This is a genomic window from Cloacibacillus sp. (assembly GCF_020860125.1).
Taxonomy (GTDB): Bacteria; Synergistota; Synergistia; order Synergistales; family Synergistaceae; genus Cloacibacillus.
The window spans coordinates 1-21,458 of the sequence record NZ_JAJBUX010000072.1 but is presented as its reverse complement, the minus strand read 5'-3'; the positions used below and the strand labels follow the sequence as shown (position 1 = coordinate 21,458).

Below are 21,458 nucleotides of genomic sequence, written 5' to 3'. Positions count from 1 at the left end.
GCGCGAAGGCGGCCGTACAGTCGGCGCCGGCGTCGTCACTGAGATCATAGCGTAACCCCGGAGGGGAATATTTTGGCAAAGAAAATTCGTATCAAACTTAAGGCATTCGACCACCGCGTTCTCGACGCCTCGGCTACGCAGATAGCCGACACGGCGCAGCGCACAGGCGCCAGAGTTTCGGGTCCCGTGCCCCTTCCGACAGAGGTCAACCGCTACTGCGTGCTTACCTCGCCGCACGTCGACAAGGATGCGCGCGACCAGTACGAGATCAGGACGCACAAGCGTCTGATCGATATAATCGACCCAACGCAGAAGACGATGGAGGCTCTTATGGAGCTGAATCTGCCCTCTGGTGTTGATATACAGATTAAACTTTAATTAGTTCTAATCTGAAAAAGGAGTGAAACGTCAATGAGTATGGGGATTCTGGGCCGCAAGGTAGGGATGACCCAGGTCTTCGACGAAAACGGCAAAGCGGTACCTGTAACAGTTATTGAAGCAGGTCCCTGCACGATCGTTGAAATCCGGACACCTGAAAAGAACAGTTACAGCGCAGTGCAGCTCGGCCTCGGAGATATCAAGCCCTCAAAGGTCAACAAGCCGATGAAGGGTTACTTCGAGAAGCAGGATGTTGCGCCCAGGCGCTGGCTGAGGGAGTTCCGCGTGGACAGCACGGCGGACTACCAGGTGGGACAGGAGATCACCGTTTCTCTGTTCCAGAATGGCGAAGTTGTTGACGTTATAGGCGTCAGCAAAGGTAAGGGAACCGCGGGCGTAATGAAGCGCCACGGCTTCGGCGGAACGCCGGCGAGCCATGGTCACTCGGTAACACACCGTCACCCCGGTTCAATCGGATGCAGCAGCTTTCCCGGCCGTGTAATGAAGGGCCGGAGAATGGCGGGTCATATGGGCAGCGAGCGCGTCACAACGAAGAACCTTAAGGTTTTCGGGATTGACGAAGAGAACAACCTCATCCTCATCGAGGGTCCTGTTCCCGGAGCGCGCGACGGCCTTGTAATGATCCGCAAAACAGCGTAGTAGGGAGGCAGAAGACGATGCCTGTAGTAAAAGAAGTTAATTTCAAAGGCGAGGTTATCGGAGACGTAACGCTTTCCGATGCCGTCTTCGGAGCCCCGGTCCATGTGCCGGCCATGCATCAGGTTGTGGTCGCGCATCTGGCTAACTGCCGTGTTGGCACGCACAACACCAAAGACCGCGGAGAAGTCCGCGGCGGCGGTAAGAAGCCCTGGAGACAGAAGCACACTGGCCGCGCGCGCGCCGGCAGCTCACGTTCACCGCTGTGGGTAGGCGGCGGAGTTGCTCATGGTCCGCACCCGCGCGACTATCACCAGAAGGTAAACAAGAAGGTCCGCCGTATCGCTATTCGCAGCGCGCTCACACTTAAGGTCCAGGCTGAGAATATGCTTGTGATCGACAGCTTTGGGCTCGAAGCCCCGAAGACGAAGAGCATGATCGAATTCCTCGCGGCGGTAAAGAGCGGCAAAAAGCCCCTTCTCGTACTCCACGAGACGAACATGGCTGTTGTGAAGTCGGCGGCGAACATCCCCGGCGCTTATGTGCAGCATGTGGACAGCGTGAATGTTTATGACCTTCTGAACCACGACCAGCTGATCGCAACGCCTGAAGCGGTTAAAAAGCTCGAGGAGGTATTCGGTTAATGAACGCGATAGCATATGATATAATAGTTCGGCCCATCATAACGGAGAAGACAAGCCGTCAGATGGAACTGGGACAGTATACCTTTGAGGTGCTCCCGAAGGCGAATAAGATAGAGATCCGCAAAGCCATCGAAGAGGTCTTCAAGGTCAAGGTTGTCAAGGTAAACACGATCCAGGTCCGTTCCAAACCGAAGCGGATGGGTGCCTTTTTGGGTCGTTCACGCTCCTGGAAGAAGGCCGTCGTCACCCTCGCAAAGGGTGAGAAGATCGCTTTCTTTGAGGGCGCAAGCGCCTAGGCAGAAAGGGGAAACATCTAATGGGAATCAAGAAATATCGTCCCACTACGCCCAGCCGCCGTCAGATGGCGACGCCCGATTTTTCGGAAATCACTAAGGCGAAGCCGGAACGGAGTCTGGTAACATCACTCTCGCAGTCAGCGGGACGCAATAATAACGGCCGCGTAACAATGCGCCACCGCGGCGGACGCGGCAGAATCAAGTACCGCATCGTGGACTTCAAGCGCGACAAGTTTGGAGTTCCCGGTAAGGTAACGGCGATCGAGTACGATCCCAACCGTTCGGCGCGTATCGCTCTCATCTCCTACAAGGACGGCGAGAAGAGATACATCCTGGCTCCCGTAGGCCTCAATGTCGGCGACACGATCTTCGCCGGAGAGGGATCGGACATCCGTCCCGGAAACGCCCTTAAGCTTAAGGACATCCCGGTCGGTACGGTCGTTCACAACATTGAGCTTGAGCCGGGACGCGGAGGAGTATTGGTACGCTCGGCGGGAACGTCGGCGCAGCTCATGGCTAAAGAGGGCAAATACGCCTTTGTGCGTATGCCGTCAGGCGAGCTTCGTCTTGTGCTGATCGAGTGCATGGCGACCGTCGGCCAGGTTGGCAACGAAGAGCACGAGAACGTAGTCTCAGGTAAAGCGGGAAGAACACGCTGGCTTGGCATTCGTCCGCATATCCGCGGTATGATCCAGAACCCTGTCGACCATCCGATGGGCGGAGGCGAAGGCAAGAGCAAGTCGCACAAGCATCCCGTCTCACCGTGGGGTACTCCGGCAAAGGGTTACCGTACCCGTAAGCGTAAGCCGTCGGATAAGTTCATCGTCCGCCGCCGCAAGAAGTAACCCGAGTTTGTAGGAGAGAATTAAGATGGCTCGTTCACTAAAAAAAGGACCCTACGTAGACGTTAAACTTCTCCGCAGGGTAGAGAACATGAACGAATCAGGCAAAAAAGTGGTTATCAAGAGCTGGGCCCGCGCCTGCTCGATCACGCCTGAAATGGTCGGACACACGATAGCAGTGCATAACGGCCGTATTCATGTTCCGGTTTACATCAGCGACAATATGATAGGACATAAGCTCGGTGAGTTTGCGCCTACCCGTAAGTTCGGCGGCCACGCCGGCCAGGAACGCTCCACAAAGGTAAAGAGGTAGGAGGACGCGAGGTATGGAAGTAAAAGCATCGGCAAAGCAGATCCGTATTTCTGCAAACAAAGTCCGCAGAGTTCTGGCGCTCGTCAGAGGCAAGAATGCTTCAGAGGCGCTCATGATTCTCAAATATACTCCCAATAAGCCGGCCAGATACGCTGAGAAGGTGCTCAAGAGCGCCGTTGCGAATGCTGAGCACAACCACGGTCTCGATATGGACAAACTCATCGTCAAGACCGCCACGGCTGACCAGGGAGCATACATGAAGCGTTTCCGCCCCGTTTCCATGGGCCGCGCTCATGCTTTCAGACATCACACGTGCCATATCACCATGGTCGTGTGCGAGAAGTAAGGAGGGGTTGAACGGTGGGTCAGAAAGTTCACCCGGTAGGTTATAGACTTGGCGTTATCTACGATTGGGAATCCCGCTGGTACGCTGACGGTAAAAAATACGCGAAGTTTCTTCACAAAGACCTTGAGCTCAGAAACTGGATCAAGAAACGCTGGGCCCAGGTTGGCGTGAGCCGTGTGGAGATTGAGCGTATTGGCAACGTTATGCGTTTTACAGTTTGGACCGCCCGGCCTGGTGTCGTAATTGGCAAGCAGGGTGCAGAGATACAGGCGGTTCGTGAGGAACTTCAGGCTATGACCGGCAACCGGGTCATGATAAACATTCAGGAGATGAAGAATCCCGACGTAGAGGCTCAGGTAGTTGCCGAGGGCGTCGCCTCTTCACTTGAGCGCAGAATCAGCTTCCGCCGCGCGATGAAGCAGTCGATCTTCCGCGCGATGAAGTCGGGAGCCAAGGGAATCAAGATCCAGTGCGCCGGACGTCTCGGCGGTGCAGAAATAGCGCGCACGGAGTGGTATCTTGAAGGCCAGCTTCCCCTTTCAACACTGAGAGCCGATATCGATTACGGCTTCGCCGAAGCTCACACGATCTACGGCGTAATCGGCATCAAAGTGTGGATATATAAGGGCGAAGTTATGGAGCGCAAGCCCATATTTGAGGCCGAGCCCGTAACAAAGGAGAGGAGGTAAGATCCAATGCTTTCTCCGAAAAGAGTAAAATACCGTAAGCCGCATCTGACGGCCCTTCGCGGCTACAGCAAAGGCGCTACAGAGGTGGACTTTGGCGAGTTTGGACTTCAGGCCTGCGAGAACGGCTGGATCACGGCGCGCCAGATAGAGGCGGTTCGTGTTGCCATCAGCCGCAAGATGAAAAAGGGCGGAAAGATCTGGATCAGGATATTCCCGGATCGCCCAGTCACAGAAAAGCCTCTTGAAACTCGTATGGGTAAAGGTAAGGGAAACGTGGAATACTGGACCGCAGCAGTAAAGCGCGGACGCGTTATGTTTGAAATTGCCGGAGTGCCGCGTGAAGTTGCCGAACAGGCCTTCCGCACCGCATCGTTCAAACTGCCCATCAAGGTAAAAATGTTAACCCAAGAGGGAGCAGGTGAATAGTATGGATCCCAAGGAACTTCGAGATCTCAGCGTATCTGAGCTTAAAGATAAGCACAAGCAGTATAAGGAAGAGCTGTTCAACCTCCGTTTTCAGAACGCGATCGGACAGTTGAGCAATTCGGGACGCATTAAAGACGTAAAGAAGACTATCGCCCGTATTCTTACCGTCATTACGGAAAAAGAGATGGGTATAGATCACTCAGGAGCAAGGAGGTAACCGACGATGGAAGAGCGTACAGCACATCGTAAAGTCCGTACCGGAACAGTGGTTAGCGACAAGATGGAAAAGACCATCGTCGTGCGCGTAGACCGTATGGCAAAGCACTCTCTCTACGGCAAACCTGTTCTCCGTTCAAAGAAATTCATGGCTCATGATGAGACCAACGACTGCCGCGTGGGCGACACCGTCAAGATAGGCGAGACCCGTCCCCTAAGCGCGAGAAAGCGCTGGGAAGTTCTTGAGATAGTTGAGAGAGCTCCTATCCTCGGCGTCGCTGAAGAGGAGGCCGAATAGTTATGATTCAGCTGCGTACAGTACTTAACGTAGCCGACAACTCCGGCGCAAAGAAAATCCTCTGCGTCCAGGTTAAGGGCGGCAGCTTCCGCAAAGTGGGAACTGTCGGGGATGTTATCGTTGGCGCGGTCCGTGAGGCGGCTCCCAACGCAAACATCAAAAAGGGTGACGTCGTAAAGGCCGTCATCGTCAGGACGAAAAAAGAGATCCGCCGCAAGGACGGTTCATACGTTCGCTTCGACGACAACGCGGCCGTTGTCATTGACAACAATGGCGACCCCAAAGGAACACGTATATTTGGTCCTGTAGCAAGGGAACTGAGAGAAAAGAAATACATGCGTATAGTCTCTCTGGCGCCCGAAGTAGTGTAGGGGGTAACCTGCCATGTCTAAAATGAGAATCAAAAAGGGAGACCGCGTTCGCGTCATCTCCGGAAAAGACGCCGGCAAAGAGGGTAAGATCCTTAAGAGAAACATCGATAAGGATACGGTCGTAGTGGAAAACGTCAATTTCGTTACCAAGAGCGTCCGTCCGACACAAAAGGATCCCCGCGGCGGACTTGTCAAGAAAGAGGCAGCTCTTTCCGCATCAAAGGTAATGCTAGTCTGCCCAAAGTGCGGCAAGGCGACGCGCGTAGGACGCGCCTTCCTTGACGATGGCAAGAAGGTCCGTATCTGCAAGCAGTGCGGCGAAATCATCGATAAGGCATAGTGAGGAGGGACAACAGAATGACTCCGCGTCTTTTAACAAAATATTCCGAGGAAGTCCTTCCCCGTCTGAATGAGCAGTTCCAGTATAAGAACGTTATGGAGATCCCGCGTCTCGTCAAAGTCGTCATCAATATCGGCGTCAACGAGGCAAAGCTGGACCAGAAATACATGGACGCCTCGATCAACGAACTGACCATCATCTCCGGTCAGAAGCCGATGATGAAGCGCGCCAAGAAATCCATAGCCGGATTCAAAGTCCGTGAAGGAATGCCCGTTGCGTGTGCGGTTACTCTGAGAAGTGAAAGAATGTGGGAATTTGTCGATCGCCTTTTCAGCATCGCGCTTCCCCGTATCAAGGACTTCCAGGGAATCTCAAAGAGGGGCTTCGACGGCAGAGGTAACTTCAACCTCGGCCTCAAAGAGCAGCTTCTCTTCCCTGAGATTGACTACGATAAGGTCATCCGTCAGCGCGGTATGAACATCACGTTCGTGACGACCGCGAAGACCGATGAGGAAGCCCAGGCGCTCTTAAAAGAGCTGGGCATGCCCTTCGCCCGTTAGGAAGGAGAAGCAAATGGCCCGTAAAAGTATGGTGAACAAGGCCAAAGAAGAGCCGAAGTTCAAAGTGAGAAAATACAATCGTTGCCCGATCTGTGGACGCCCCCACGGATACATGCGCAAATTCGATATGTGCCGCTGCTGTTTCCGCAAGCTTGCACGCGAGGGAAAAATCCCTGGCGTTGTCAAGTCGAGCTGGTAGGCACGTGGGCGTAGAAGGGAGGATCCTTTAATGCATATTACCGATCCTGTCGCGGATATGCTCACACGCATCAGAAATGCGAATGTGGTTTACCATGAAATGGTAGATATGCCTCTTTCCAAGATGCGGCTTGAAATGGCCCGCATCCTCAAAGAGGAAGGTTATATCCGTAACTATAAGACGATCACCGACGCGAAGCAGCCGATGCCCATCCTTAGGCTTACCATGAACTATGGACCCCAGAAGGAAAGAGTAATCCAGGGACTTCGCAGAATCAGCAAACCCGGCCGCCGTATCTACGTCGGCAAAGACGAACTTCCCAAGGTAATGGGCGGTTTGGGTATTGCACTAATCTCAACGTCAGCCGGACTCATGACCGACGCCTCTGCCCGTAAACTCGGACTCGGCGGCGAAGTAGTCTGCTACGTCTGGTAACGGAGGGCTCGAAGATGTCTAGAATAGGACGCAAAGCGATAGCTCTTCCGAAAGGCGTGGAGGTCAAGATCGACGGACAGCATGTTTTTGTCAAGGGAGCCAAAGGCAGCCTTGAGATGGATGTAATGAACAACATCGCTGTAGCGGTTGAAGATGGTCAGCTCAATGTGACGCGCGCGAACGACGACAAGCCGGTCCGCGCCGCGCACGGTATGACGAGAGCCCTTATCAGCAACATGGTGGACGGCGTCAGCAACGGTTTTCAGAAAGTCCTTGAGATCGTCGGCGTTGGATACCGCGCTCAGATGCAGGGCAAGAACCTTGTGCTGAGCCTCGGCTTCTCGCATCCTGTCGAAGTCGTTCCCCCCGCGGGGATCGAGTTCGCCTGCGAGAGCCCCATCAAGATAATCGTTCGCGGCATCGACAAGCAGCTTGTCGGTCAGGTCGCATCGAACATTCGCGGATATCGTCCGCCCGAACCCTACAAGGGCAAGGGAATCAGATATGCCGGCGAATATGTAATCCGCAAGGCCGGTAAGGCCGGCGCCAAGAAGTAAGGCGAGGTGAAGGACGTTGATCAGTAATCGCAGTCGCAACGAAATGCGGGAGCTTCGCCACCGTCGCCTCAGGAGACATCTCTCCGGCACCGGTGAGCGCCCCCGTCTTGCAGTCTTCGGCAGCCTGAAGCACATATCTGCGCAGGTTATCGACGACGAAAAGGGACATACGCTTGTATCGGCATCGACCATACAGGACAAATTTGACGACGTAAAGGGCACAGGGAACCAGGATGCTGCTAAGGCAGTCGGCAAGCTCATTGCCGAGCGCGCTCTTGCGAACGGAATCACAGAAGTTGTCTTTGACAGAGGCGGCCATGTCTATCACGGCAGAGTAAAGGCCCTTGCCGAAGCAGCCCGCGAAGCCGGTCTGAAGTTCTAAGAGGAGGCGCAATAAAGTGGCGAAAGAGACACAGAATACAAAAACTTATAGCAGCAGAGGCCTTGAACTTTCAGAACGCATAGTTTCCATCAACCGCGTCAGTAAAGTCGTCAAAGGTGGTAAGCGTTTCCGCTTCAGCGTACTTGTAGTGGTAGGCGACGGCGTGAGCCAGGTCGGCCTCGGAATGGGCAAAGCCAAAGAAATTTCCGTGGCCATGAAAAAAGGTATCGAACATGCGAAGAAAAATATGATCGACCTTAAGAAGACCGGCCACACGCTTCCGCACCCCATCATAGGCAAGTTCGGCGCCGCAAAAGTTCTCATGCGTCCGGCTGCGCCGGGAACGGGCGTTCTCGCCGGGTCCTCCGTGCGTCCGATCATGGAGCTCGGCGGAATTAAAGACGTTATCGCGAAGGTCACCGGAAGAACTTCGAACCCCATTAACATCGCCTATGCGACGATGGATGCGGTCAAGCGCCTCCGTACGCCGGAAGAGATTTACCGTCTCCGCGGCAAAGAGCGCAAGGAAGCCTAGGAGGTATCATAGCTATGGCTAAGCTTCGTATTACATGGAAGAAAAGCACAATAGGCCGTCCTCCGAGTCAGGAGAGAATAATAAAGGCTCTTGGCCTTCACAGGCTCAATGAGACTGTATATCACAACGACAGCCCGCAGATCCGCGGCATGGTCAACAAGATCGGCCACCTGCTGGAATGGTCTGTTGAGGAATAAGGGGAGGAACTGCCATGAAACTTCATGAACTCTCGCCTGTGCCGGGATCGCGCAAAAAGAAAAAGCGCCTTGGACAGGGTCTGGGCAGCGGACAGGGAAAGACTGCGGGAAAGGGCCACAAAGGCCAGAAGGCCCGCAAGAGCCCTGATATCGGAGCCAACTTCGAAGGCGGACAGATGCCGCTCGCGCGCCGTGTTCCTAAGCGCGGCTTCAGCAACTTCCGTTTCGCGGTAAAATATGAGATCGTCAACATCGCCGACCTTGAAGAGCGCTTTGAAGCGGGCGCGGAAGTCACCGCGAAGGAACTTTCCGAACTTCGCCTGATTTCTGACGCCGGCAAACCTGTTAAGGTCCTCGGCGTTGGCGAGCTCTCAAAGAGCCTTAACGTAAAGGCAAACGCCTATAGTTCATCGGCTGCCAAGAAGATAGAGGCCGCCGGCGGCAAGGCAGAGGTGATATAAATGCTGGATTCCTTCCGGGATACCTTTCGGCTGCCCGATCTGAAGCGCCGCATACTTTTTACTCTTGCAGCGCTCTTCGTCTACCGTCTGGGTGCGCACGTACCCACTCCCGGAGTGGATGCAGCTGCCCTCGGAAAACTTTTTGATCAGGGGTCGCTGCTTGGTTTCCTGGACCTCTTTGCGGGAGGAGCACTCAGCCGTTTTTCCATCTTCGCGCTGGGTGTGACCCCCTACATCAACTCAAGCATCGTCATGCAGCTGCTCGCAGTTGTCGTGCCGAGCATTGAGAAGATGCAGAAAGAGGGAGAAGAGGGGCGCAAAAAGATCGTTCAGTGGACACGCTACGGAACGATCATCTTTGCGTTTATACAGGCAGTCGGTATGACAGGCTGGTTGAAGGGGCTCGGGATATACTCAGGCGGCATGCTTGACATCATCCTTGTGTCGCTTACACTCACGACCGGCGCCGTCGCCGTCATGTGGCTCGGTGAAATAATGTCGGACCATGGCATCGGCAACGGTATCTCCCTGCTTATCTTCGCTGGTATAGTGGTAAGGATCCCTGAAGCTATCATTCGTACGGCGTCGCTGGTACGTCTTGGTGAGATGAACGTGCTCGTTATGCTGATCGCCGTTGCAATTATGGTAGCGGTGGTAGCGGGATGCGTCATGCTCCAAGAGGGACAGCGCCGTCTGCCGGTCCAGTACGCCAAGCGTATGGTCGGAAACAAAATGTACGGCGGACAGTCGAGCTTCATACCGCTTCGCGTAAATACGGCGGGCGTCATCCCGATAATCTTCGCCTCGTCTGTGCTGCTCTTCCCTTACACGATAGCGGGACTTTTCCAGCACAGCGTCGCGAGGATGATACAGCAGGCGATGAGCCCGAGCAGCCCATTTTATATGGTGCTCTATGTGCTCCTTATCGTATTCTTCTCATATTTCTATACGGCGGTTGTCTTCAAGCCTGAAGATATCTCGACGAATATGAAGAAGAACGGCGGGTTCATCCTCGGCATTCGCCCCGGTAAGCCCACCACCGACTACATAGAGAAGGTAATGGGACGTATCACGCTCGGCGGTTCGATCGCCCTTGCGGTGATCGCGATCATCCCGACTATAATGACGGGTGTTATGCACATCAATACCTTCTATTTCGGCGGTACCGCGGTAATCATCGTCGTCGGCGTAGCGCTTGATACGGTTCATCAGATAGAGGGACAGCTTCTCATGCGCCATTATGAGGGCATCCTCAAGCGCCGCGGCGGTAAGAGCGGCGGTTTGCTAAAACTGTAATCCAAAAGAGGCGAATCGAAAATGAGGATCATTCTTCTTGGAGCGCCGGGAGCCGGCAAAGGCACACAGGCTGACAGTATTAAGGGCAAATATCCCGTAGCGCATATATCGACGGGCGATATTCTCCGCGCCAATGTCAAGGCGGGGACGGAGCTCGGCAAGAGCGCGAAAGGATATATGGACGCGGGAAAGCTTGTGCCTGACGAAGTGATCATTGGCATGATGGAAAAGCGTCTTCTGGAAGCCGACTGCAAAGAGGGTTTTCTCCTTGACGGTTTTCCCCGCACTATCGGGCAGGCCGAAGCTCTGGACCTGATGCTCGCAAAGCTCGGCATCAAGCTTGACGCGGTGGTCAGCTTTGAGATAGACGACGATACCGTCGTCGGCAGGCTTACGGCAAGAAGAGTCTGCAAACAGTGCGGCGAGATCTACAACACGGTACTCAAGCCCGAGGCGAAAGAGGGCGTCTGTGATAAGTGCGGCGGCGAGGTGATTCAGCGTGACGACGACAAAGAAAGCGTCATCCGCAACCGTCTCTCCGTATTCCACGAACAGACATCCCCGCTCATAGATTACTACGGTAAGAAGGGGCTGCTCGTTACAGTTGACGCCACCGGCGGCAAAGACGCGGTCCTTAAGATACTTGAGCAGCGGAAAGGCTGAGGCAGTACTTTAATGATCACATTTAAAAGCGATCGCGACATAGCCAAGATGCGCAGGGCAGGTCAGATCGTTGCTGACATTCTCAAATTAATGCGGGAAATGGTCAAGCCGGGAATCGATACCCTGACCCTTGACGAGGCGGCTGAAAATCTGGTAAAAAAAGCAGGTGCGAAGCCCGCCTTCAAGGGGTACAAGGTACCTTGGGTATCGGTCCCCTTTTCAGGCACGATCTGCGCTTCGATAAACGATGAAGTCGTGCACGGAATCCCCTCCAAAAAGAGAATTCTTGAAGAGGGAGATATCATCAGTATCGACACCGGCGCCTCAATCGAGGGCTTCTTCGGAGACGCGGCCTGCACCTATGCGGTGGGGAAGATAAGTGAAGAGCGACAGCGGCTGCTCGACCTTACACTTGAATCCCTGCACAAAGGCGCTGCTGCGGTAAAACCGGGGGCGACCCTCGGAGACATCGGGTTTGCGGTAGAAAACGTAGTGATCCCCGCCGGCTGCGGTCTTGTGAGAGACTATGCCGGACACGGCATCGGACACCGGCTGCACGAGGCGCCACAGGTTCCCAATTTTGGAGAGCCTGGAAGCGGTATAACCGTCAAACCGCGGATGACCTTTTGCGTAGAGCCGATGGTAATGACCGGGGCCGAAGAGGTAAAGACCCTCTCTGACGGATGGACCGTCGTAACGAAAGATGGAAGCGATGCCGCTCATTTTGAGTACAGCCTCCTTGTAACGGACGACGGCGTGGAGATACTTACGCCATGGGAGTAAGCTCCTCCACATATAAAGAGGGGTTCAGTACCGGGGATGTCGTCATCATGCGCCGCGGTAAATACGCGGGTAAACCATTCGCTGTGATGGGAGCCTGTGACGGCAGGATACTGATAGCTAACGGGGCCGAATACACAGCGGCGAAGCCCAAGAAAAAGAATGTTATTCATCTGCAACAAACGCACTATAATCTCGAAGATGTGGCTGGGCGTGTCGCTGGCGGGAAACCTCTGGACAACGGCTGGTTGATGCAGAAAATTTCCAAGCTTTTGGAAAACAGCGGCACATCTTGCGAACAGGAGGATGAAGCTGCCGAATGGCCAAAGAAGAAGTAATTGAAGTAAAGGGCAAGGTAGTGGAGCCGCTGCCAAATGCCATGTTCCGCGTTGAGCTGGAAAATGGCCACAAGATACTGGCTCATGTCTCGGGCAAAATGCGCATGCATTTTATCAGGATACTGCCGGGCGATAAAGTTCTTTTGCAACTCTCGCCTTACGACCTGACGCGCGGTAGGATAACATACAGATACAAGTAGGCGAATATCTCGCCATGGATGGAACAAGTACAGTCAAGGAGGTCTGCATTTAATGAAAGTAAGACCGTCGGTCAAACCTATATGTGAATATTGCAGAATTATCAAGCGTCACGGAGTAGTGCGCGTGATCTGCAGCAGAAACCCGCGCCATAAGCAGCGTCAGGGAGCAAGGAGGTAGCAGGGAATGGCTCGTTTAGCCGGTGTTGACCTGCCGCGTGAGAAGAGGATCGAAATAGCCCTTACCTATATTTTTGGTATTGGGCCGGCAGTTGCGAACGATATCATAAAGGTCACGGGGATTGATCCCAATACCCGTGTGAAGGACCTGTCAGAGGAAGAAGAGCAGAAACTTCGCGCTGAAATTGAAGACAACCGCCTGGTAGAAGGTGACCTTCGCCGCGACATAGCGATGAACATCAAGCGTCTCATGGACATAGGCTGCTACCGCGGACTCAGACACCGTCAGGGTCTCCCCGTCAGAGGCCAGAGGACAAAGACGAACGCCCGTACTCGCAAAGGTCCGAAGAGGACTGTCGCGGGCAAGAAGAAAGCCACCAAATAAGGTGCAACCAGGGAGGGAATAGCAGTTGGCCAAACGCGTACAGCGCAGCCGTAAGCGCAAAGAGAAAAAGAACGTCAGTTATGGTGTCGCGCATATCTACTCGACATTCAACAACACCATCGTGACACTTACAGACAAGCAGGGCAACGCCCTTTCATGGGCCTCAGGCGGAAACGTCGGTTTCAAGGGGACCCGTAAGTCGACCCCGTACGCCGCGCAGATGTCGGCGGCACAGGCGGCAAAGGTTGCCCAGGACCACGGAGTAGTGGAAATTGACGTCGTAGTCAAGGGCCCCGGCCTCGGGCGTGAGTCTGCCATCCGTTCGCTTCAGGCGGCGGGGCTGCAGGTAAACGTAATCCGCGACGCAACGCCGATCCCGCACAACGGATGCCGTCCGCCCAAGCGGCGCCGCGTGTAGTCCTATAAGGAGGTACTTATTAGCATGAGCAGATACACAGGACCTGTCTGCCGGCTTTGCCGCGCAGAGGGCGCCAAGCTCTTTTTGAAGGGAGACCGCTGCTACACAGCGAAGTGCGGACTCACAAAGCGTAATTCAAAGCCCGGTCAGCACGGAACACGCCGCGGCAAGATGAGCGAATATGGACTCCGTCTCCGTGAGAAGCAGAAGCTTCGCCGCTTCTACGGCATCAACGAGACCCAGTTCAGCACAATATACAAGAAGGCTACAGGGATGTCCGGCCAGACAGGCCATAACTTCCTCCAGCTTCTGGAACGCCGTCTTGACAACGTCGTATACCGTCTTGGCCTTGGTGTAAGCCGCAGCCAGGCGCGTCAGCTTGTCTGCCATGGACACTTTACTGTCAACGGCCGCAAGCTCGACATACCCAGCGCGCTCCTGAAGGTCGGAGATGTCGTCGCAGTCGCCGAAGGCAGCCGTGACGTCCCGACGATCAAGCAGAACGCCGAAGCGTCAGCAAGCCGCAGCATTCCCGCGTGGCTTGAATTTAACCCGGAAGCAATGTCAGGCTCGTTAGTCGCAGTACCGGTCCGTGAGCAGATAGACGTACCAGTAAACGAACAGCTTGTTGTTGAATTCTATGCACGTTAGTGAAACGAAAGGTGGGGGAGAATATGGAGCATGATCGTCATGAGATCATAGTACAGGAATCCACCCCGTCATACGGTAAGATTACCGTTGAGCCTCTGGAAAGAGGCTACGGAGTAACACTGGGCAATTCATTGCGCCGTGTTCTGCTCTCCTCAATCAGCGGGGCGGCGGTCGTCGCCGTGCGCGTTGAGGGAGTCCTGCATGAATTCAGCACAATTCCGGGAGTTAAAGAGGACGTTATCGAACTTCTGGTAAATCTGAAGCATATTCCCGTTCGCTGCCATTCAACATCGGTGCGCACCCTTCATCTCGAAGCCAAGGGACCGAAGGCTGTTACGGTGTCGGATATCGATCCCGACAGCGAAGTTGAATTTCCCGATCCGGAGGCGTACATCTGTACGCTTGAAGAGGGACATTCTCTGTCGATGGACATCTACGTCGCTACCGGCACCGGTTACGCGCCGATAGACCGTCCGCGCGCCTCCTACCTGCCGGTGGATGCGCTTCAGACAGACGCCCTCTTTTCTCCCGTGCAGCGCGTGAAGTACGACATCCAGGACAAACGTATGGGACAGCGTACCGACTACGACAGTCTTACGCTGGAGATCTGGACCAACGGCGTTGTGACCCCTGAGTCCGCAGTCATCCAGGCCAGCCGTATCCTCAAAGGATACTACTCCTCGATTGTGGATTTGCTTGCCGGCCCCGGAACAAGCGCTCTTGATGAGATCATCAAGAACGACGAGGCCTCGCGCGCGGCGGCGATGGGCGGAAGCAAGGGTTTTGACGCGCACAGCGGACTCTCCGGTTTCCAGATGGGAGAGAACTCGATCTACTCACGTCCTGTGAGAGACCTTGAGCTTTCGGTGCGCAGTGAAAACTGCCTGCTCCGCGGCGGAGTCCATATGATAGGCGAACTTGTCTCCAGGACGAGGGACGACCTTCTGAAAATCCGCAACCTCGGTAAAATCTCCCTCAAAGAGATCGAGGAGAAACTGGCCAAATTCGACCTTCATCTCAGCGGCGATATCAGTACCCTGCTTGATGATGACGACGAGGATTTGGATGATAACGAACAGAATCTGAAGGAGGAATAACCAATGAGACACCGCATGAACACAAGGCGGTTGGGACGCTGCAGTTCCCATAGGTGGGCCATGCTCGGTAATATGGCTGCCAGTCTCTTCATCGAGGGCAGCATAGTAACGACAGAGACGAGAGCGAAAGAGCTCCGCCGCGTCGCCGAAAAGCTTATCACCAAGGCTAAATCCGGCACGCTCAGCGATCGTCGTCTCGTGATCGCCCGCATCCCTCACAAAGAGGCGGTAATAAAGCTGTTTGATGAACTCGGACCCAAGTACGCCGAGCGCAACGGCGGCTACACAAGAATCGTAAAAATCGGCGCGCGCGTCGGCGACTCCTCTCCGATGGCGGTAATACAGCTGGTTGACTAATATATGGCTCAAGAAAGACAATTCGTACTCAAAGGCGCGGAGTTTTGTTATCCGAATGCCTCTGAAAAGATACTCAAGGGTATCGATTTAGAAATCCGCGCCGGAGAGTGGGTTGCGCTTCTTGGTTCAAACGGTTCCGGAAAATCCACGCTCCTAAAACTTTTAAGCGCCCTGCTGTTCCCCACGCAGGGCCTTTGTTTTGTGGAGGGGCGGAATACCGCCGAGGCTAAGAGCGGCGAACTGCGCGGCGTCTCGGCGATCGTCTTCCAAAACCCCGAAGACCAGATCGTCGCCGCCACCGTGGAAGAGGAGGTCGCCTTCGGCCCGGAAAACCTCGGCTGCCCACCGGCGGAGATATCGGCGCGGGTCGAAGAGGCGCTGGCGGCGACCGGACTGACTGAGCGAAGAGAGAACCTGGTATCCGCCCTCTCGGGCGGCCAGAAACAGCGGCTGGCCCTCGCCGGCGCGCTTGCGATGCATCCGCGGGCGATCCTGCTCGACGAAGCCATGTCGATGCTTGACCCACAGTCGCGCGGTGACTTCACAAAGATCATCGCGGCGGAGCACAAAAGAGGGCGGACGATAGTGGAGGTCACTCACAGGCTGGACGAGATCAGAGGGGCTGACAGGGTGATCGTTCTTGCGGACGGCGTTATCGCGATGGAGATGCCGGCGCGGGAGTTCCTGCGTAAAAGCGACGCGGAGCTGCGCGCGATGAATCTCAGTAAACCGCCTTTGGAGCGTCTTTACGAACTGCTTGCGGAGCGCGGCCTGATACCGGAGGATACAGAGGCCTCCGTCGAAAACATCGGAGAAAAACTGCTATGCCGCTGACCGTTAAAGAACTCAGCTACACCTACAACAAGGGACTGCCGACCGAACATCCGGCACTGCACAACATCTCCTTTGAAGTCGCCGCCGGAGAGATCGTCTCCGTCCTGGGCCATACGGGAAGCGGAAAATCGACCCTCGCGCAGCATCTCAACGCCCTGATAATACCGCAAAGCGGCACGGTCTCCGTCGACGGTACAGACACATTGGCCGGAACAGCCGCCGCCCGCGAGGCGCGCCGGAAAGTCGGCCTCGTATTCCAATACCCGGAAGAACAGATATTTGCCGAAACCGTGGCGGAGGAGATCGCCTTCGCGCCGCGAAACTGGGGGATCGGGGCGGAAGAGATAAAAGAGATCATACCCAAGGCGATCAGGGCCGTCGGCCTTGATGAAAAAATACTCCACGCGTCGCCCTATAACATCTCAGGCGGGCAGAAGCGCAGGGTGGCGATCGCCTCCGTCATTGCGGCGGCTCCCTCCTATCTCGTCCTGGACGAGCCGACGGCGGGACTGGACGGCAGCGCCTCTCTGGAGTTAGTCGAAACACTCAGAAATTTTGCCAAAGAGGGGATGGGGATAATCCACATCACCCACGACATAGAGCTGGCGCTGGAGCTCAGCGCGAAGATACTGGTCCTTGAAGAGGGACGGGCGCTCTCTTGGGCCTCCCCGCACGAGACCGCGGCGCTGATATGCGAAAAAAAAATAAAGGGCCTGGCCGTCCCGGAGGTACTGGCGCTGGCAAAGCGGCTCAAAGCGGCGGGAAAGATAGAGACCCTCGCCTGGAGCCCCGAGGAATTGGTAAACAGACTCGCTCCGGCGGCGGAGGAAAAAATTATCTGACCCTGCCTATGGCAGAGAGACTAAACAGGAGAAAAGATGGCAGCCTTTGATAAAATTGCGCTTGGCCAGTACATTCCAGCCAAGTCGCCGGTCCACACGCTCGATCCGCGCGCAAAAATAATCCTCACGATCGCCGTAATGGCCGCGGTCTTCATGACGCATACCCTGACGGCCTTCGTCATTTGGGGCATACTGCTTCTGTGCCTCACCAGGCTTTCTAAGATACCGCCGCGCGTCGTCGCCGCGTCGGCCCGTCCCGTCCTTATACTTATTATATTCACCTCGCTGCTGCACCTCTTTCTCACCCCCGGCGACGTCGTCGCCGGCATCGGCCGGTTTACGGTCACAAGACAGGGCATATACCTCGCGCTGACTATGTCGCTGCGGCTTGCCTGCCTCGTTATGTACGCCTCGCTGCTCACCTTCACCACCTCGCCGTCGCAGATATCGGACGGCCTTGAGGGGCTGCTTTCGCCGCTGAAACGTATCGGCGTCCCGGCGCACGAAATAGCGATGATGATCACGATCGCGCTGCGCTTTATCCCGACCCTCTTTGAGGAGACGGGGCGGATAATAAAGGCGCAGAAATCGCGCGGCGCGGAATTTGACGAAGGCGGGCTGATGAAACGCGCAAAGGCCTACATCCCCGTACTCATACCGCTCTTTGTAATCATCTTCCGGCGCGCCGAGAGCCTTGCGGTGGCGATGGAGGCGCGCGGCTACAACGGCGGCGCGGGGCGCACGCGCCTGAAACCGCTGCACTGGCAGACTTGCGACAGCGCGGCGCTCGCGGCCTTTTTCGCCGTCTCGGCGGCCATCGTCTGCGGAGAGAGGTTCTTTCCGTTATGAACCGCTACGCGGCGGAGGTCAGCTACGACGGCGGCAAATTTTTCGGCTGGCAGATACAGCCGGAGCTGCCCACCGTGCAGCAGGCGCTTGAGGAGGCCATCTCCAAAATAAACGGCCGCCATACGCCGGTCGCGGGCGCCGGACGCACCGATACCGGCGTACACGCGAAGGGGCAGGTCTGTTCATTTGATATGGACCGCGAATGGGAGCCGCGCCGGCTGCTGCTCGCGGTCAACGCGCACCTGCCGGAGGGAGTCAGCCTCATGAGGGCCGCCGCCGTGCGCGGCGATTTCCATGCCCGCTTCAGCGCCAAAGAGAGAGAATATCGCTACTTCATCTGGAACGCGAGCGCCATATACCCCCATATAAAGGGAAAAGCCTGCTGGATAAAGCCGCAGCGTTACAACTGGGGCGCGGCGGCGGCGGCGGCAAAGGAGCTGCTCGGCAGCCATGACTTCAGAAACTTCTGCCGCCTTGAGGGAAACGAACAGAGCACCGTCCGGAAAATTACAAAGATACGCCTCATCGACAGAAGGCCGCTTGTAGTCCTGCAGATAAAGGGAGACGGTTTCCTGCACAACATGGTGCGCATCATCCTCGGCAATCTGGAGATGGCCGCTCTGGGGCAGATAAGCCCGGCGCAGATAAGAGAGCTGTTTGATACGGAAAAGAGCAGCCGCTCCGACGGAGGCCGGACCTTCCCGGCCTGCGGCCTCTACCTGTGGAAAATATCATACGGCGAAAAATTGTGGCAGACGGGCCGACCGTAAGGTTCTCCCGCAACCTCTTCAGCAAAAAACAAAACCTCACGTCTCTGGATACCGGGTCGGGCCCGGCATGACAAAAAGCAAAACAAAGCTAAACCGCGATTTAGCTTCGAGAGAGTAAAAGATAAACAGCGGTTTAGCAAAGATTTTGGCTCCCTCCTTGAGGGAGCTGGCTCGGCGATGTTTTTTCGCCGAGACTGAGGGAGAGTTGACCTTAGGTTCTCCCGCGGCTTTTGCCGCGGGCTCTGTATGGCGCGGAAACCGCGCCATACAGAGCAACACTCCTTCCGTCTCGCCGCAAAGGCGGCGGCGATCCACCTCCCTCTTTGAGGGAGGCTACAAGGGCGTAAACCGCGATTTATTGTTTAGCATATTGAAACTATTCCGCAGTTTGCCCTTGTCCCGTTGCTCCGGCCTCCGAGCCGGAGCCCAGCGTCCCCCGGGCCGCCTAATGAAATGCGGGAAAAACAAAACCCCAAGTCTCTGGATGCTGGGTCAAGCCCGGCATGACAAAACAAACCAAAATCATCATTTATCTTTTACTCTATCGTAGCTAAACCGTAATTTGTATCTTTTCCCGTCCGGAGGAAATCGGCGTTTAGAAGTGCGAGTTGCTAAATAAAATGGGGGCTCCGATACCGGAACCGTATCTTCATACGGCGATCGCAAGGCAATGTCCCCGCCACAGGGCGGGGACATTTTCAAATTATCCATATTGCCGCAGCATGCGGATGCGCCTGCCGCAGGACACTCAGGGGCCGGTTTATGACGCATACGGTGCTTATTCGCGCCGATTTTGATAAACGCCGATTTAGCGTTTCTTTCTTCGCAGCCAGAGCGGTATCAGCGTCAGCATGGAGAGCGTGCCCAGCCCCGCGGCGCAGCCGTGGCTGGAGCCGCCTCTCTTTGGCTGGACTACCGTCACCGCGCAGGCGGCGCTCTTTTCTCCGGCCTTCGCGGTAACGACCGTCGTGCCGACCGACAGCGCCGTTACCTTGCCCGTATCGTCCACCGCGGCGACCGCCGGGTTGGAGCTCGTCCAGAGGAGCGCTTTATCTGTCGCGTTCTCCGGCTTTACCGCCGCGGTGAGCGTTTTGCTCTCCCCTATCTTCAGCGCCAGCTCTGTGAGGTCGAGGCTGACGTCGCTGACGGGGACTTCGCCGACGGCGACGGTGAAGCAGAGCGGGGCGGTGACGCAGCTCTTGGCTACCGGTTTGGGGCCGCTTTTGATACTGCTGAAATCGGTGGCCCGCAGGTCAATGTCGAAGCTCGCCGCCGTCACGCCCGGTTTTATGCCGGAGACGGCGCAGGGCCAGCGGCCGGAGATTCCGGCGATCTCCGGCGAAGCGACGGTGATATCGCCGCTGACGGAGAGGTAGTCCGTCATATCCTCCGCTGTACCCGGATAGGAGATGAGGGCGGGAGCGGAGCCGCCAACCTCCACGGAGAGCCTCCGCTCCACTGGCAGGACGGTGGTGACGACCTTTTGCATCTCCGCCGCCTCGAGGGAGAGGACGTCGGTACTGACGGCGTCCGGCCCCTTGTCGCCGGAGCCGACGGCCTCAAGATCGCCGGCGGGCCAGCAGCTGTTGGATATGTTTACCTTATTACCTGTGGCGTTGTATCCCGAGATACCGCCCGCGTAGTTCTCGGAGCCGCCGGAGGCCGAGACGTCACCGCCGCTGTGGGCGTTGTTGGTTATCGTGCCGCCGCTGATTCCCGAGATACCGCCCGCGAAGTTGTCGGAGCTGCCGGATGCTGTGACCGTGCCGCCGCTGTTGGCGCAGTTGGTTATCTTGCCGTAGAAGTATCCCGAGATACCGCCTGCGCTGTTGGAGCTGCCGCCGAAGGCCGAGACCGTACCGCCGCTGTGGACGCAGTTGGTTATCGTGTCGCTGTTGAATCCCGCGATACCGCCCGCGCTGTTGGAGCTAGTGTCGTCACCGAAGGCCGAGACGTCGCCGCTGTTGGCACAGTTGGCTGTCGTGTAGCCGAAGCTGGTTCCCACGATACCGCCCGCGTCGTTGGTGGAGCCGCCGGAGGCCGAGACGCCGCCGTTGTTGGCGCAGTTCTTTATTGTGTTGTTGTTGAGTCCCGCGATACCGCCCACGTAGTTGACGTTGCTGCCGGAGGCCGAGACCTCGCCGCCGCTGGCGCAGTCCGTTATCGTGCCGCCGTTGACTCCCGTGATACCGCCAGCGTAGATATCGTCTGTATTACCGCTGATGTCAACGCTGACGACGCCGCCGACGGTGAGGCCGCGGATCTCGGCGCTTTGGCCAACGAGGCCGAAGAACCCCGTGGCGAGGTTGCCGCCATCGTCCGCGCTCACCACGTCGGCGGAGGCGACGATATAGCCGCTCACGGTGAAGCCGCCGCCGTCGAATTTGCCGGTATAGCCTTTATCTTTTATATCGCCAGATATGTATTGACCGATCGGGGTCCAGTGCGAGGGGCTGCCGCCCTCCGAGAGGTCGATGTCCTTTGTGAGTTTCGCGTTGATCTTCGCGCTGCCGCCGTTGACCGTCTCACGGAACCAGAGGAGATGGCCCGGTTCGGAGAGCAGATAGACGCCCCGGTCGTCCGAGGCCGGTTCCACGGGGGCTGTCGCCGCCCGCGCGGCGGAGGGCGCGGCGAGCGCCGTGAAGAGGAGCAGGAGTAA

General features: G+C 56.2%; 37 protein-coding genes. 36 read left to right on the top strand and 1 reads right to left on the bottom strand.

Annotated elements, in window-relative coordinates; all coding sequences use genetic code 11:
* The first annotated feature begins 69 nt into the window (after positions 1-69).
* The 36 genes from rpsJ to truA are packed head-to-tail and all read left to right on the top strand — an operon-like array spanning position 70 to position 18,799.
* Complete coding sequence (rpsJ, locus tag LIO98_RS09465; RefSeq protein ID WP_174401628.1) at positions 70-378, top strand: 30S ribosomal protein S10; 309 nt, start codon at positions 70-72, stop codon at positions 376-378.
* 33 nt (positions 379-411) lie between these two features.
* A complete protein-coding gene (gene rplC, locus LIO98_RS09460; protein WP_291956080.1) occupies positions 412-1,038 on the top strand; it encodes a 50S ribosomal protein L3 in 627 nt (208 codons plus the stop codon).
* Between the two features lie 17 nt (positions 1,039-1,055).
* Positions 1,056-1,679: a 50S ribosomal protein L4 gene (gene rplD, locus LIO98_RS09455; RefSeq protein WP_291956077.1), complete on the top strand. Its 624-nt coding sequence runs from the start codon at positions 1,056-1,058 to the stop codon at positions 1,677-1,679.
* Positions 1,679-1,975, top strand: a complete 297-nt coding sequence (rplW, locus tag LIO98_RS09450; protein ID WP_291956074.1) for a 50S ribosomal protein L23 — start codon at positions 1,679-1,681, stop codon at positions 1,973-1,975. Before rplD ends, rplW begins: the two co-directional genes overlap by 1 nt.
* 20 nt (positions 1,976-1,995) lie before the next feature.
* Positions 1,996-2,820 carry a 50S ribosomal protein L2 gene (rplB, locus tag LIO98_RS09445; protein ID WP_291956071.1) on the top strand — a complete coding sequence of 275 codons (825 nt, stop codon included), beginning with the start codon at positions 1,996-1,998 and terminating at the stop codon, positions 2,818-2,820.
* Positions 2,821-2,845: 25 nt separating this feature from the next.
* Positions 2,846-3,130: a 30S ribosomal protein S19 gene (rpsS, locus tag LIO98_RS09440; protein ID WP_291956009.1), complete on the top strand. Its 285-nt coding sequence runs from the start codon at positions 2,846-2,848 to the stop codon at positions 3,128-3,130.
* A gap of 13 nt (positions 3,131-3,143) precedes the next feature.
* Positions 3,144-3,476, top strand: a complete 333-nt coding sequence (gene rplV, locus LIO98_RS09435; protein ID WP_066743738.1) for a 50S ribosomal protein L22 — start codon at positions 3,144-3,146, stop codon at positions 3,474-3,476.
* 14 nt (positions 3,477-3,490) lie between these two features.
* The gene (gene rpsC / locus LIO98_RS09430) at positions 3,491-4,165 is read left to right on the top strand and encodes a 30S ribosomal protein S3 (RefSeq protein ID WP_291956006.1); all 675 of its coding nucleotides are present in this window, start codon (positions 3,491-3,493) and stop codon (positions 4,163-4,165) included.
* A 6-nt stretch (positions 4,166-4,171) separates the two neighbouring features.
* Complete coding sequence (gene rplP, locus LIO98_RS09425; RefSeq protein WP_291956003.1) at positions 4,172-4,591, top strand: 50S ribosomal protein L16; 420 nt, start codon at positions 4,172-4,174, stop codon at positions 4,589-4,591.
* A 1-nt stretch (position 4,592) separates the two neighbouring features.
* Positions 4,593-4,808 (top strand): 50S ribosomal protein L29, encoded by a 216-nt coding sequence (gene rpmC, locus LIO98_RS09420; RefSeq protein WP_008710995.1) that lies wholly within the window; start codon positions 4,593-4,595, stop codon positions 4,806-4,808.
* Between the two features lie 6 nt (positions 4,809-4,814).
* Positions 4,815-5,105, top strand: coding sequence for a 30S ribosomal protein S17 (gene rpsQ, locus LIO98_RS09415; RefSeq protein ID WP_291955998.1), 291 nt, complete (start codon positions 4,815-4,817; stop codon positions 5,103-5,105).
* A gap of 2 nt (positions 5,106-5,107) precedes the next feature.
* On the top strand, positions 5,108-5,476 hold the full coding sequence (gene rplN / locus LIO98_RS09410; RefSeq protein WP_066743746.1) for a 50S ribosomal protein L14: 369 nt from the start codon (positions 5,108-5,110) through the stop codon (positions 5,474-5,476).
* Between the two features lie 13 nt (positions 5,477-5,489).
* Entirely contained in the window at positions 5,490-5,816 is a 327-nt protein-coding gene (gene rplX / locus LIO98_RS09405) for a 50S ribosomal protein L24 (RefSeq protein WP_066743748.1), read from the top strand.
* A 17-nt stretch (positions 5,817-5,833) separates the two neighbouring features.
* Positions 5,834-6,376, top strand: coding sequence for a 50S ribosomal protein L5 (rplE, locus tag LIO98_RS09400; RefSeq protein ID WP_291955991.1), 543 nt, complete (start codon positions 5,834-5,836; stop codon positions 6,374-6,376).
* 13 nt (positions 6,377-6,389) lie between these two features.
* Positions 6,390-6,575: a type Z 30S ribosomal protein S14 gene (locus LIO98_RS09395; protein ID WP_066743752.1), complete on the top strand. Its 186-nt coding sequence runs from the start codon at positions 6,390-6,392 to the stop codon at positions 6,573-6,575.
* 30 nt (positions 6,576-6,605) lie between these two features.
* Positions 6,606-7,010, top strand: a complete 405-nt coding sequence (rpsH, locus tag LIO98_RS09390; RefSeq protein ID WP_066743754.1) for a 30S ribosomal protein S8 — start codon at positions 6,606-6,608, stop codon at positions 7,008-7,010.
* Positions 7,011-7,024: 14 nt separating this feature from the next.
* A complete protein-coding gene (gene rplF / locus LIO98_RS09385) occupies positions 7,025-7,567 on the top strand; it encodes a 50S ribosomal protein L6 (RefSeq protein ID WP_291955984.1) in 543 nt (180 codons plus the stop codon).
* Between the two features lie 16 nt (positions 7,568-7,583).
* On the top strand, positions 7,584-7,949 hold the full coding sequence (rplR, locus tag LIO98_RS09380; protein ID WP_084002265.1) for a 50S ribosomal protein L18: 366 nt from the start codon (positions 7,584-7,586) through the stop codon (positions 7,947-7,949).
* A 16-nt stretch (positions 7,950-7,965) separates the two neighbouring features.
* Positions 7,966-8,484, top strand: coding sequence for a 30S ribosomal protein S5 (gene rpsE / locus LIO98_RS09375; RefSeq protein ID WP_291955978.1), 519 nt, complete (start codon positions 7,966-7,968; stop codon positions 8,482-8,484).
* 14 nt (positions 8,485-8,498) lie between these two features.
* Positions 8,499-8,681, top strand: coding sequence for a 50S ribosomal protein L30 (gene rpmD, locus LIO98_RS09370; RefSeq protein WP_008711014.1), 183 nt, complete (start codon positions 8,499-8,501; stop codon positions 8,679-8,681).
* Between the two features lie 14 nt (positions 8,682-8,695).
* The gene (gene rplO / locus LIO98_RS09365) at positions 8,696-9,142 is read left to right on the top strand and encodes a 50S ribosomal protein L15 (RefSeq protein WP_066743761.1); all 447 of its coding nucleotides are present in this window, start codon (positions 8,696-8,698) and stop codon (positions 9,140-9,142) included.
* Positions 9,143-10,438 carry a preprotein translocase subunit SecY gene (gene secY, locus LIO98_RS09360; protein WP_291955972.1) on the top strand — a complete coding sequence of 432 codons (1,296 nt, stop codon included), beginning with the start codon at positions 9,143-9,145 and terminating at the stop codon, positions 10,436-10,438. It abuts the gene before it with no gap.
* Between the two features lie 21 nt (positions 10,439-10,459).
* On the top strand, positions 10,460-11,101 hold the full coding sequence (locus LIO98_RS09355) for an adenylate kinase (RefSeq protein WP_291955969.1): 642 nt from the start codon (positions 10,460-10,462) through the stop codon (positions 11,099-11,101).
* 12 nt (positions 11,102-11,113) lie between these two features.
* Positions 11,114-11,884, top strand: a complete 771-nt coding sequence (gene map / locus LIO98_RS09350; RefSeq protein ID WP_291955966.1) for a type I methionyl aminopeptidase — start codon at positions 11,114-11,116, stop codon at positions 11,882-11,884.
* Entirely contained in the window at positions 11,875-12,219 is a 345-nt protein-coding gene (locus LIO98_RS09345) for a KOW domain-containing RNA-binding protein (RefSeq protein WP_291955963.1), read from the top strand. Before map ends, LIO98_RS09345 begins: the two co-directional genes overlap by 10 nt.
* Complete coding sequence (gene infA, locus LIO98_RS09340; RefSeq protein ID WP_066743771.1) at positions 12,201-12,419, top strand: translation initiation factor IF-1; 219 nt, start codon at positions 12,201-12,203, stop codon at positions 12,417-12,419. Before LIO98_RS09345 ends, infA begins: the two co-directional genes overlap by 19 nt.
* A gap of 52 nt (positions 12,420-12,471) precedes the next feature.
* Entirely contained in the window at positions 12,472-12,597 is a 126-nt protein-coding gene (rpmJ, locus tag LIO98_RS09335) for a 50S ribosomal protein L36 (protein ID WP_008711021.1), read from the top strand.
* 6 nt (positions 12,598-12,603) lie between these two features.
* Complete coding sequence (gene rpsM / locus LIO98_RS09330) at positions 12,604-12,981, top strand: 30S ribosomal protein S13 (protein WP_066743773.1); 378 nt, start codon at positions 12,604-12,606, stop codon at positions 12,979-12,981.
* 25 nt (positions 12,982-13,006) lie between these two features.
* The gene (gene rpsK, locus LIO98_RS09325; RefSeq protein WP_291955953.1) at positions 13,007-13,399 is read left to right on the top strand and encodes a 30S ribosomal protein S11; all 393 of its coding nucleotides are present in this window, start codon (positions 13,007-13,009) and stop codon (positions 13,397-13,399) included.
* A 24-nt stretch (positions 13,400-13,423) separates the two neighbouring features.
* Positions 13,424-14,050, top strand: coding sequence for a 30S ribosomal protein S4 (gene rpsD, locus LIO98_RS09320; RefSeq protein ID WP_291955951.1), 627 nt, complete (start codon positions 13,424-13,426; stop codon positions 14,048-14,050).
* Between the two features lie 23 nt (positions 14,051-14,073).
* Positions 14,074-15,147, top strand: a complete 1,074-nt coding sequence (locus LIO98_RS09315) for a DNA-directed RNA polymerase subunit alpha (RefSeq protein ID WP_291955949.1) — start codon at positions 14,074-14,076, stop codon at positions 15,145-15,147.
* A gap of 3 nt (positions 15,148-15,150) precedes the next feature.
* Positions 15,151-15,504 (top strand): 50S ribosomal protein L17, encoded by a 354-nt coding sequence (gene rplQ / locus LIO98_RS09310; protein WP_066743779.1) that lies wholly within the window; start codon positions 15,151-15,153, stop codon positions 15,502-15,504.
* Positions 15,505-15,507: 3 nt separating this feature from the next.
* On the top strand, positions 15,508-16,338 hold the full coding sequence (locus tag LIO98_RS09305) for an ATP-binding cassette domain-containing protein (protein ID WP_291955944.1): 831 nt from the start codon (positions 15,508-15,510) through the stop codon (positions 16,336-16,338).
* The gene (locus LIO98_RS09300) at positions 16,329-17,180 is read left to right on the top strand and encodes an ATP-binding cassette domain-containing protein (protein WP_291955940.1); all 852 of its coding nucleotides are present in this window, start codon (positions 16,329-16,331) and stop codon (positions 17,178-17,180) included. The genes LIO98_RS09305 and LIO98_RS09300 overlap by 10 nt, the downstream gene beginning before the upstream one ends.
* Before the next feature lie 36 nt (positions 17,181-17,216).
* Entirely contained in the window at positions 17,217-18,029 is an 813-nt protein-coding gene (locus tag LIO98_RS09295) for an energy-coupling factor transporter transmembrane component T (protein ID WP_291955937.1), read from the top strand.
* Positions 18,026-18,799 (top strand): tRNA pseudouridine(38-40) synthase TruA, encoded by a 774-nt coding sequence (gene truA / locus LIO98_RS09290; protein ID WP_291955934.1) that lies wholly within the window; start codon positions 18,026-18,028, stop codon positions 18,797-18,799. The genes LIO98_RS09295 and truA overlap by 4 nt, the downstream gene beginning before the upstream one ends.
* 808 nt (positions 18,800-19,607) lie before the next feature.
* Here the strand turns inward: truA and LIO98_RS09285 are convergent.
* The coding region (locus LIO98_RS09285) for an Ig-like domain-containing protein (protein ID WP_291955931.1) at positions 19,608-21,458 on the bottom strand (1,851 nt) is incomplete at its 5' end.

Bases quoted from the DNA above. Each gene is read 5' to 3' on its own strand.
- rplX (WP_066743748.1), top strand. From the start codon at position 5,490: ATGTCTAAAATGAGAATCAAAAAGGGAGACCGCGTTCGCGTCATCTCC.
- rplV (WP_066743738.1), top strand. From the start codon at position 3,144: ATGGAAGTAAAAGCATCGGCAAAGCAGATCCGTATTTCTGCAAACAAA.
- rplF (WP_291955984.1), top strand. From the start codon at position 7,025: ATGTCTAGAATAGGACGCAAAGCGATAGCTCTTCCGAAAGGCGTGGAG.
- LIO98_RS09355 (WP_291955969.1), top strand. From the start codon at position 10,460: ATGAGGATCATTCTTCTTGGAGCGCCGGGAGCCGGCAAAGGCACACAG.
- rplN (WP_066743746.1), top strand. From the start codon at position 5,108: ATGATTCAGCTGCGTACAGTACTTAACGTAGCCGACAACTCCGGCGCA.
- rplO (WP_066743761.1), top strand. From the start codon at position 8,696: ATGAAACTTCATGAACTCTCGCCTGTGCCGGGATCGCGCAAAAAGAAA.
- rplQ (WP_066743779.1), top strand. From the start codon at position 15,151: ATGAGACACCGCATGAACACAAGGCGGTTGGGACGCTGCAGTTCCCAT.
- LIO98_RS09345 (WP_291955963.1), top strand. From the start codon at position 11,875: ATGGGAGTAAGCTCCTCCACATATAAAGAGGGGTTCAGTACCGGGGAT.
- rpmJ (WP_008711021.1), top strand. From the start codon at position 12,472: ATGAAAGTAAGACCGTCGGTCAAACCTATATGTGAATATTGCAGAATT.
- map (WP_291955966.1), top strand. From the start codon at position 11,114: ATGATCACATTTAAAAGCGATCGCGACATAGCCAAGATGCGCAGGGCA.
- rpsQ (WP_291955998.1), top strand. From the start codon at position 4,815: ATGGAAGAGCGTACAGCACATCGTAAAGTCCGTACCGGAACAGTGGTT.
- rplP (WP_291956003.1), top strand. From the start codon at position 4,172: ATGCTTTCTCCGAAAAGAGTAAAATACCGTAAGCCGCATCTGACGGCC.
- rplB (WP_291956071.1), top strand. From the start codon at position 1,996: ATGGGAATCAAGAAATATCGTCCCACTACGCCCAGCCGCCGTCAGATG.
- truA (WP_291955934.1), top strand. From the start codon at position 18,026: ATGAACCGCTACGCGGCGGAGGTCAGCTACGACGGCGGCAAATTTTTC.
- LIO98_RS09295 (WP_291955937.1), top strand. From the start codon at position 17,217: ATGGCAGCCTTTGATAAAATTGCGCTTGGCCAGTACATTCCAGCCAAG.
- infA (WP_066743771.1), top strand. From the start codon at position 12,201: ATGGCCAAAGAAGAAGTAATTGAAGTAAAGGGCAAGGTAGTGGAGCCG.
- rplC (WP_291956080.1), top strand. From the start codon at position 412: ATGAGTATGGGGATTCTGGGCCGCAAGGTAGGGATGACCCAGGTCTTC.
- rpsS (WP_291956009.1), top strand. From the start codon at position 2,846: ATGGCTCGTTCACTAAAAAAAGGACCCTACGTAGACGTTAAACTTCTC.
- rplW (WP_291956074.1), top strand. From the start codon at position 1,679: ATGAACGCGATAGCATATGATATAATAGTTCGGCCCATCATAACGGAG.
- LIO98_RS09315 (WP_291955949.1), top strand. From the start codon at position 14,074: ATGGAGCATGATCGTCATGAGATCATAGTACAGGAATCCACCCCGTCA.
- LIO98_RS09305 (WP_291955944.1), top strand. From the start codon at position 15,508: ATGGCTCAAGAAAGACAATTCGTACTCAAAGGCGCGGAGTTTTGTTAT.
- rpsM (WP_066743773.1), top strand. From the start codon at position 12,604: ATGGCTCGTTTAGCCGGTGTTGACCTGCCGCGTGAGAAGAGGATCGAA.
- LIO98_RS09300 (WP_291955940.1), top strand. From the start codon at position 16,329: ATGCCGCTGACCGTTAAAGAACTCAGCTACACCTACAACAAGGGACTG.
- rpsD (WP_291955951.1), top strand. From the start codon at position 13,424: ATGAGCAGATACACAGGACCTGTCTGCCGGCTTTGCCGCGCAGAGGGC.
- rpmD (WP_008711014.1), top strand. From the start codon at position 8,499: ATGGCTAAGCTTCGTATTACATGGAAGAAAAGCACAATAGGCCGTCCT.
- rpmC (WP_008710995.1), top strand. From the start codon at position 4,593: ATGGATCCCAAGGAACTTCGAGATCTCAGCGTATCTGAGCTTAAAGAT.
- rplE (WP_291955991.1), top strand. From the start codon at position 5,834: ATGACTCCGCGTCTTTTAACAAAATATTCCGAGGAAGTCCTTCCCCGT.
- LIO98_RS09395 (WP_066743752.1), top strand. From the start codon at position 6,390: ATGGCCCGTAAAAGTATGGTGAACAAGGCCAAAGAAGAGCCGAAGTTC.
- rpsH (WP_066743754.1), top strand. From the start codon at position 6,606: ATGCATATTACCGATCCTGTCGCGGATATGCTCACACGCATCAGAAAT.
- secY (WP_291955972.1), top strand. From the start codon at position 9,143: ATGCTGGATTCCTTCCGGGATACCTTTCGGCTGCCCGATCTGAAGCGC.
- rplD (WP_291956077.1), top strand. From the start codon at position 1,056: ATGCCTGTAGTAAAAGAAGTTAATTTCAAAGGCGAGGTTATCGGAGAC.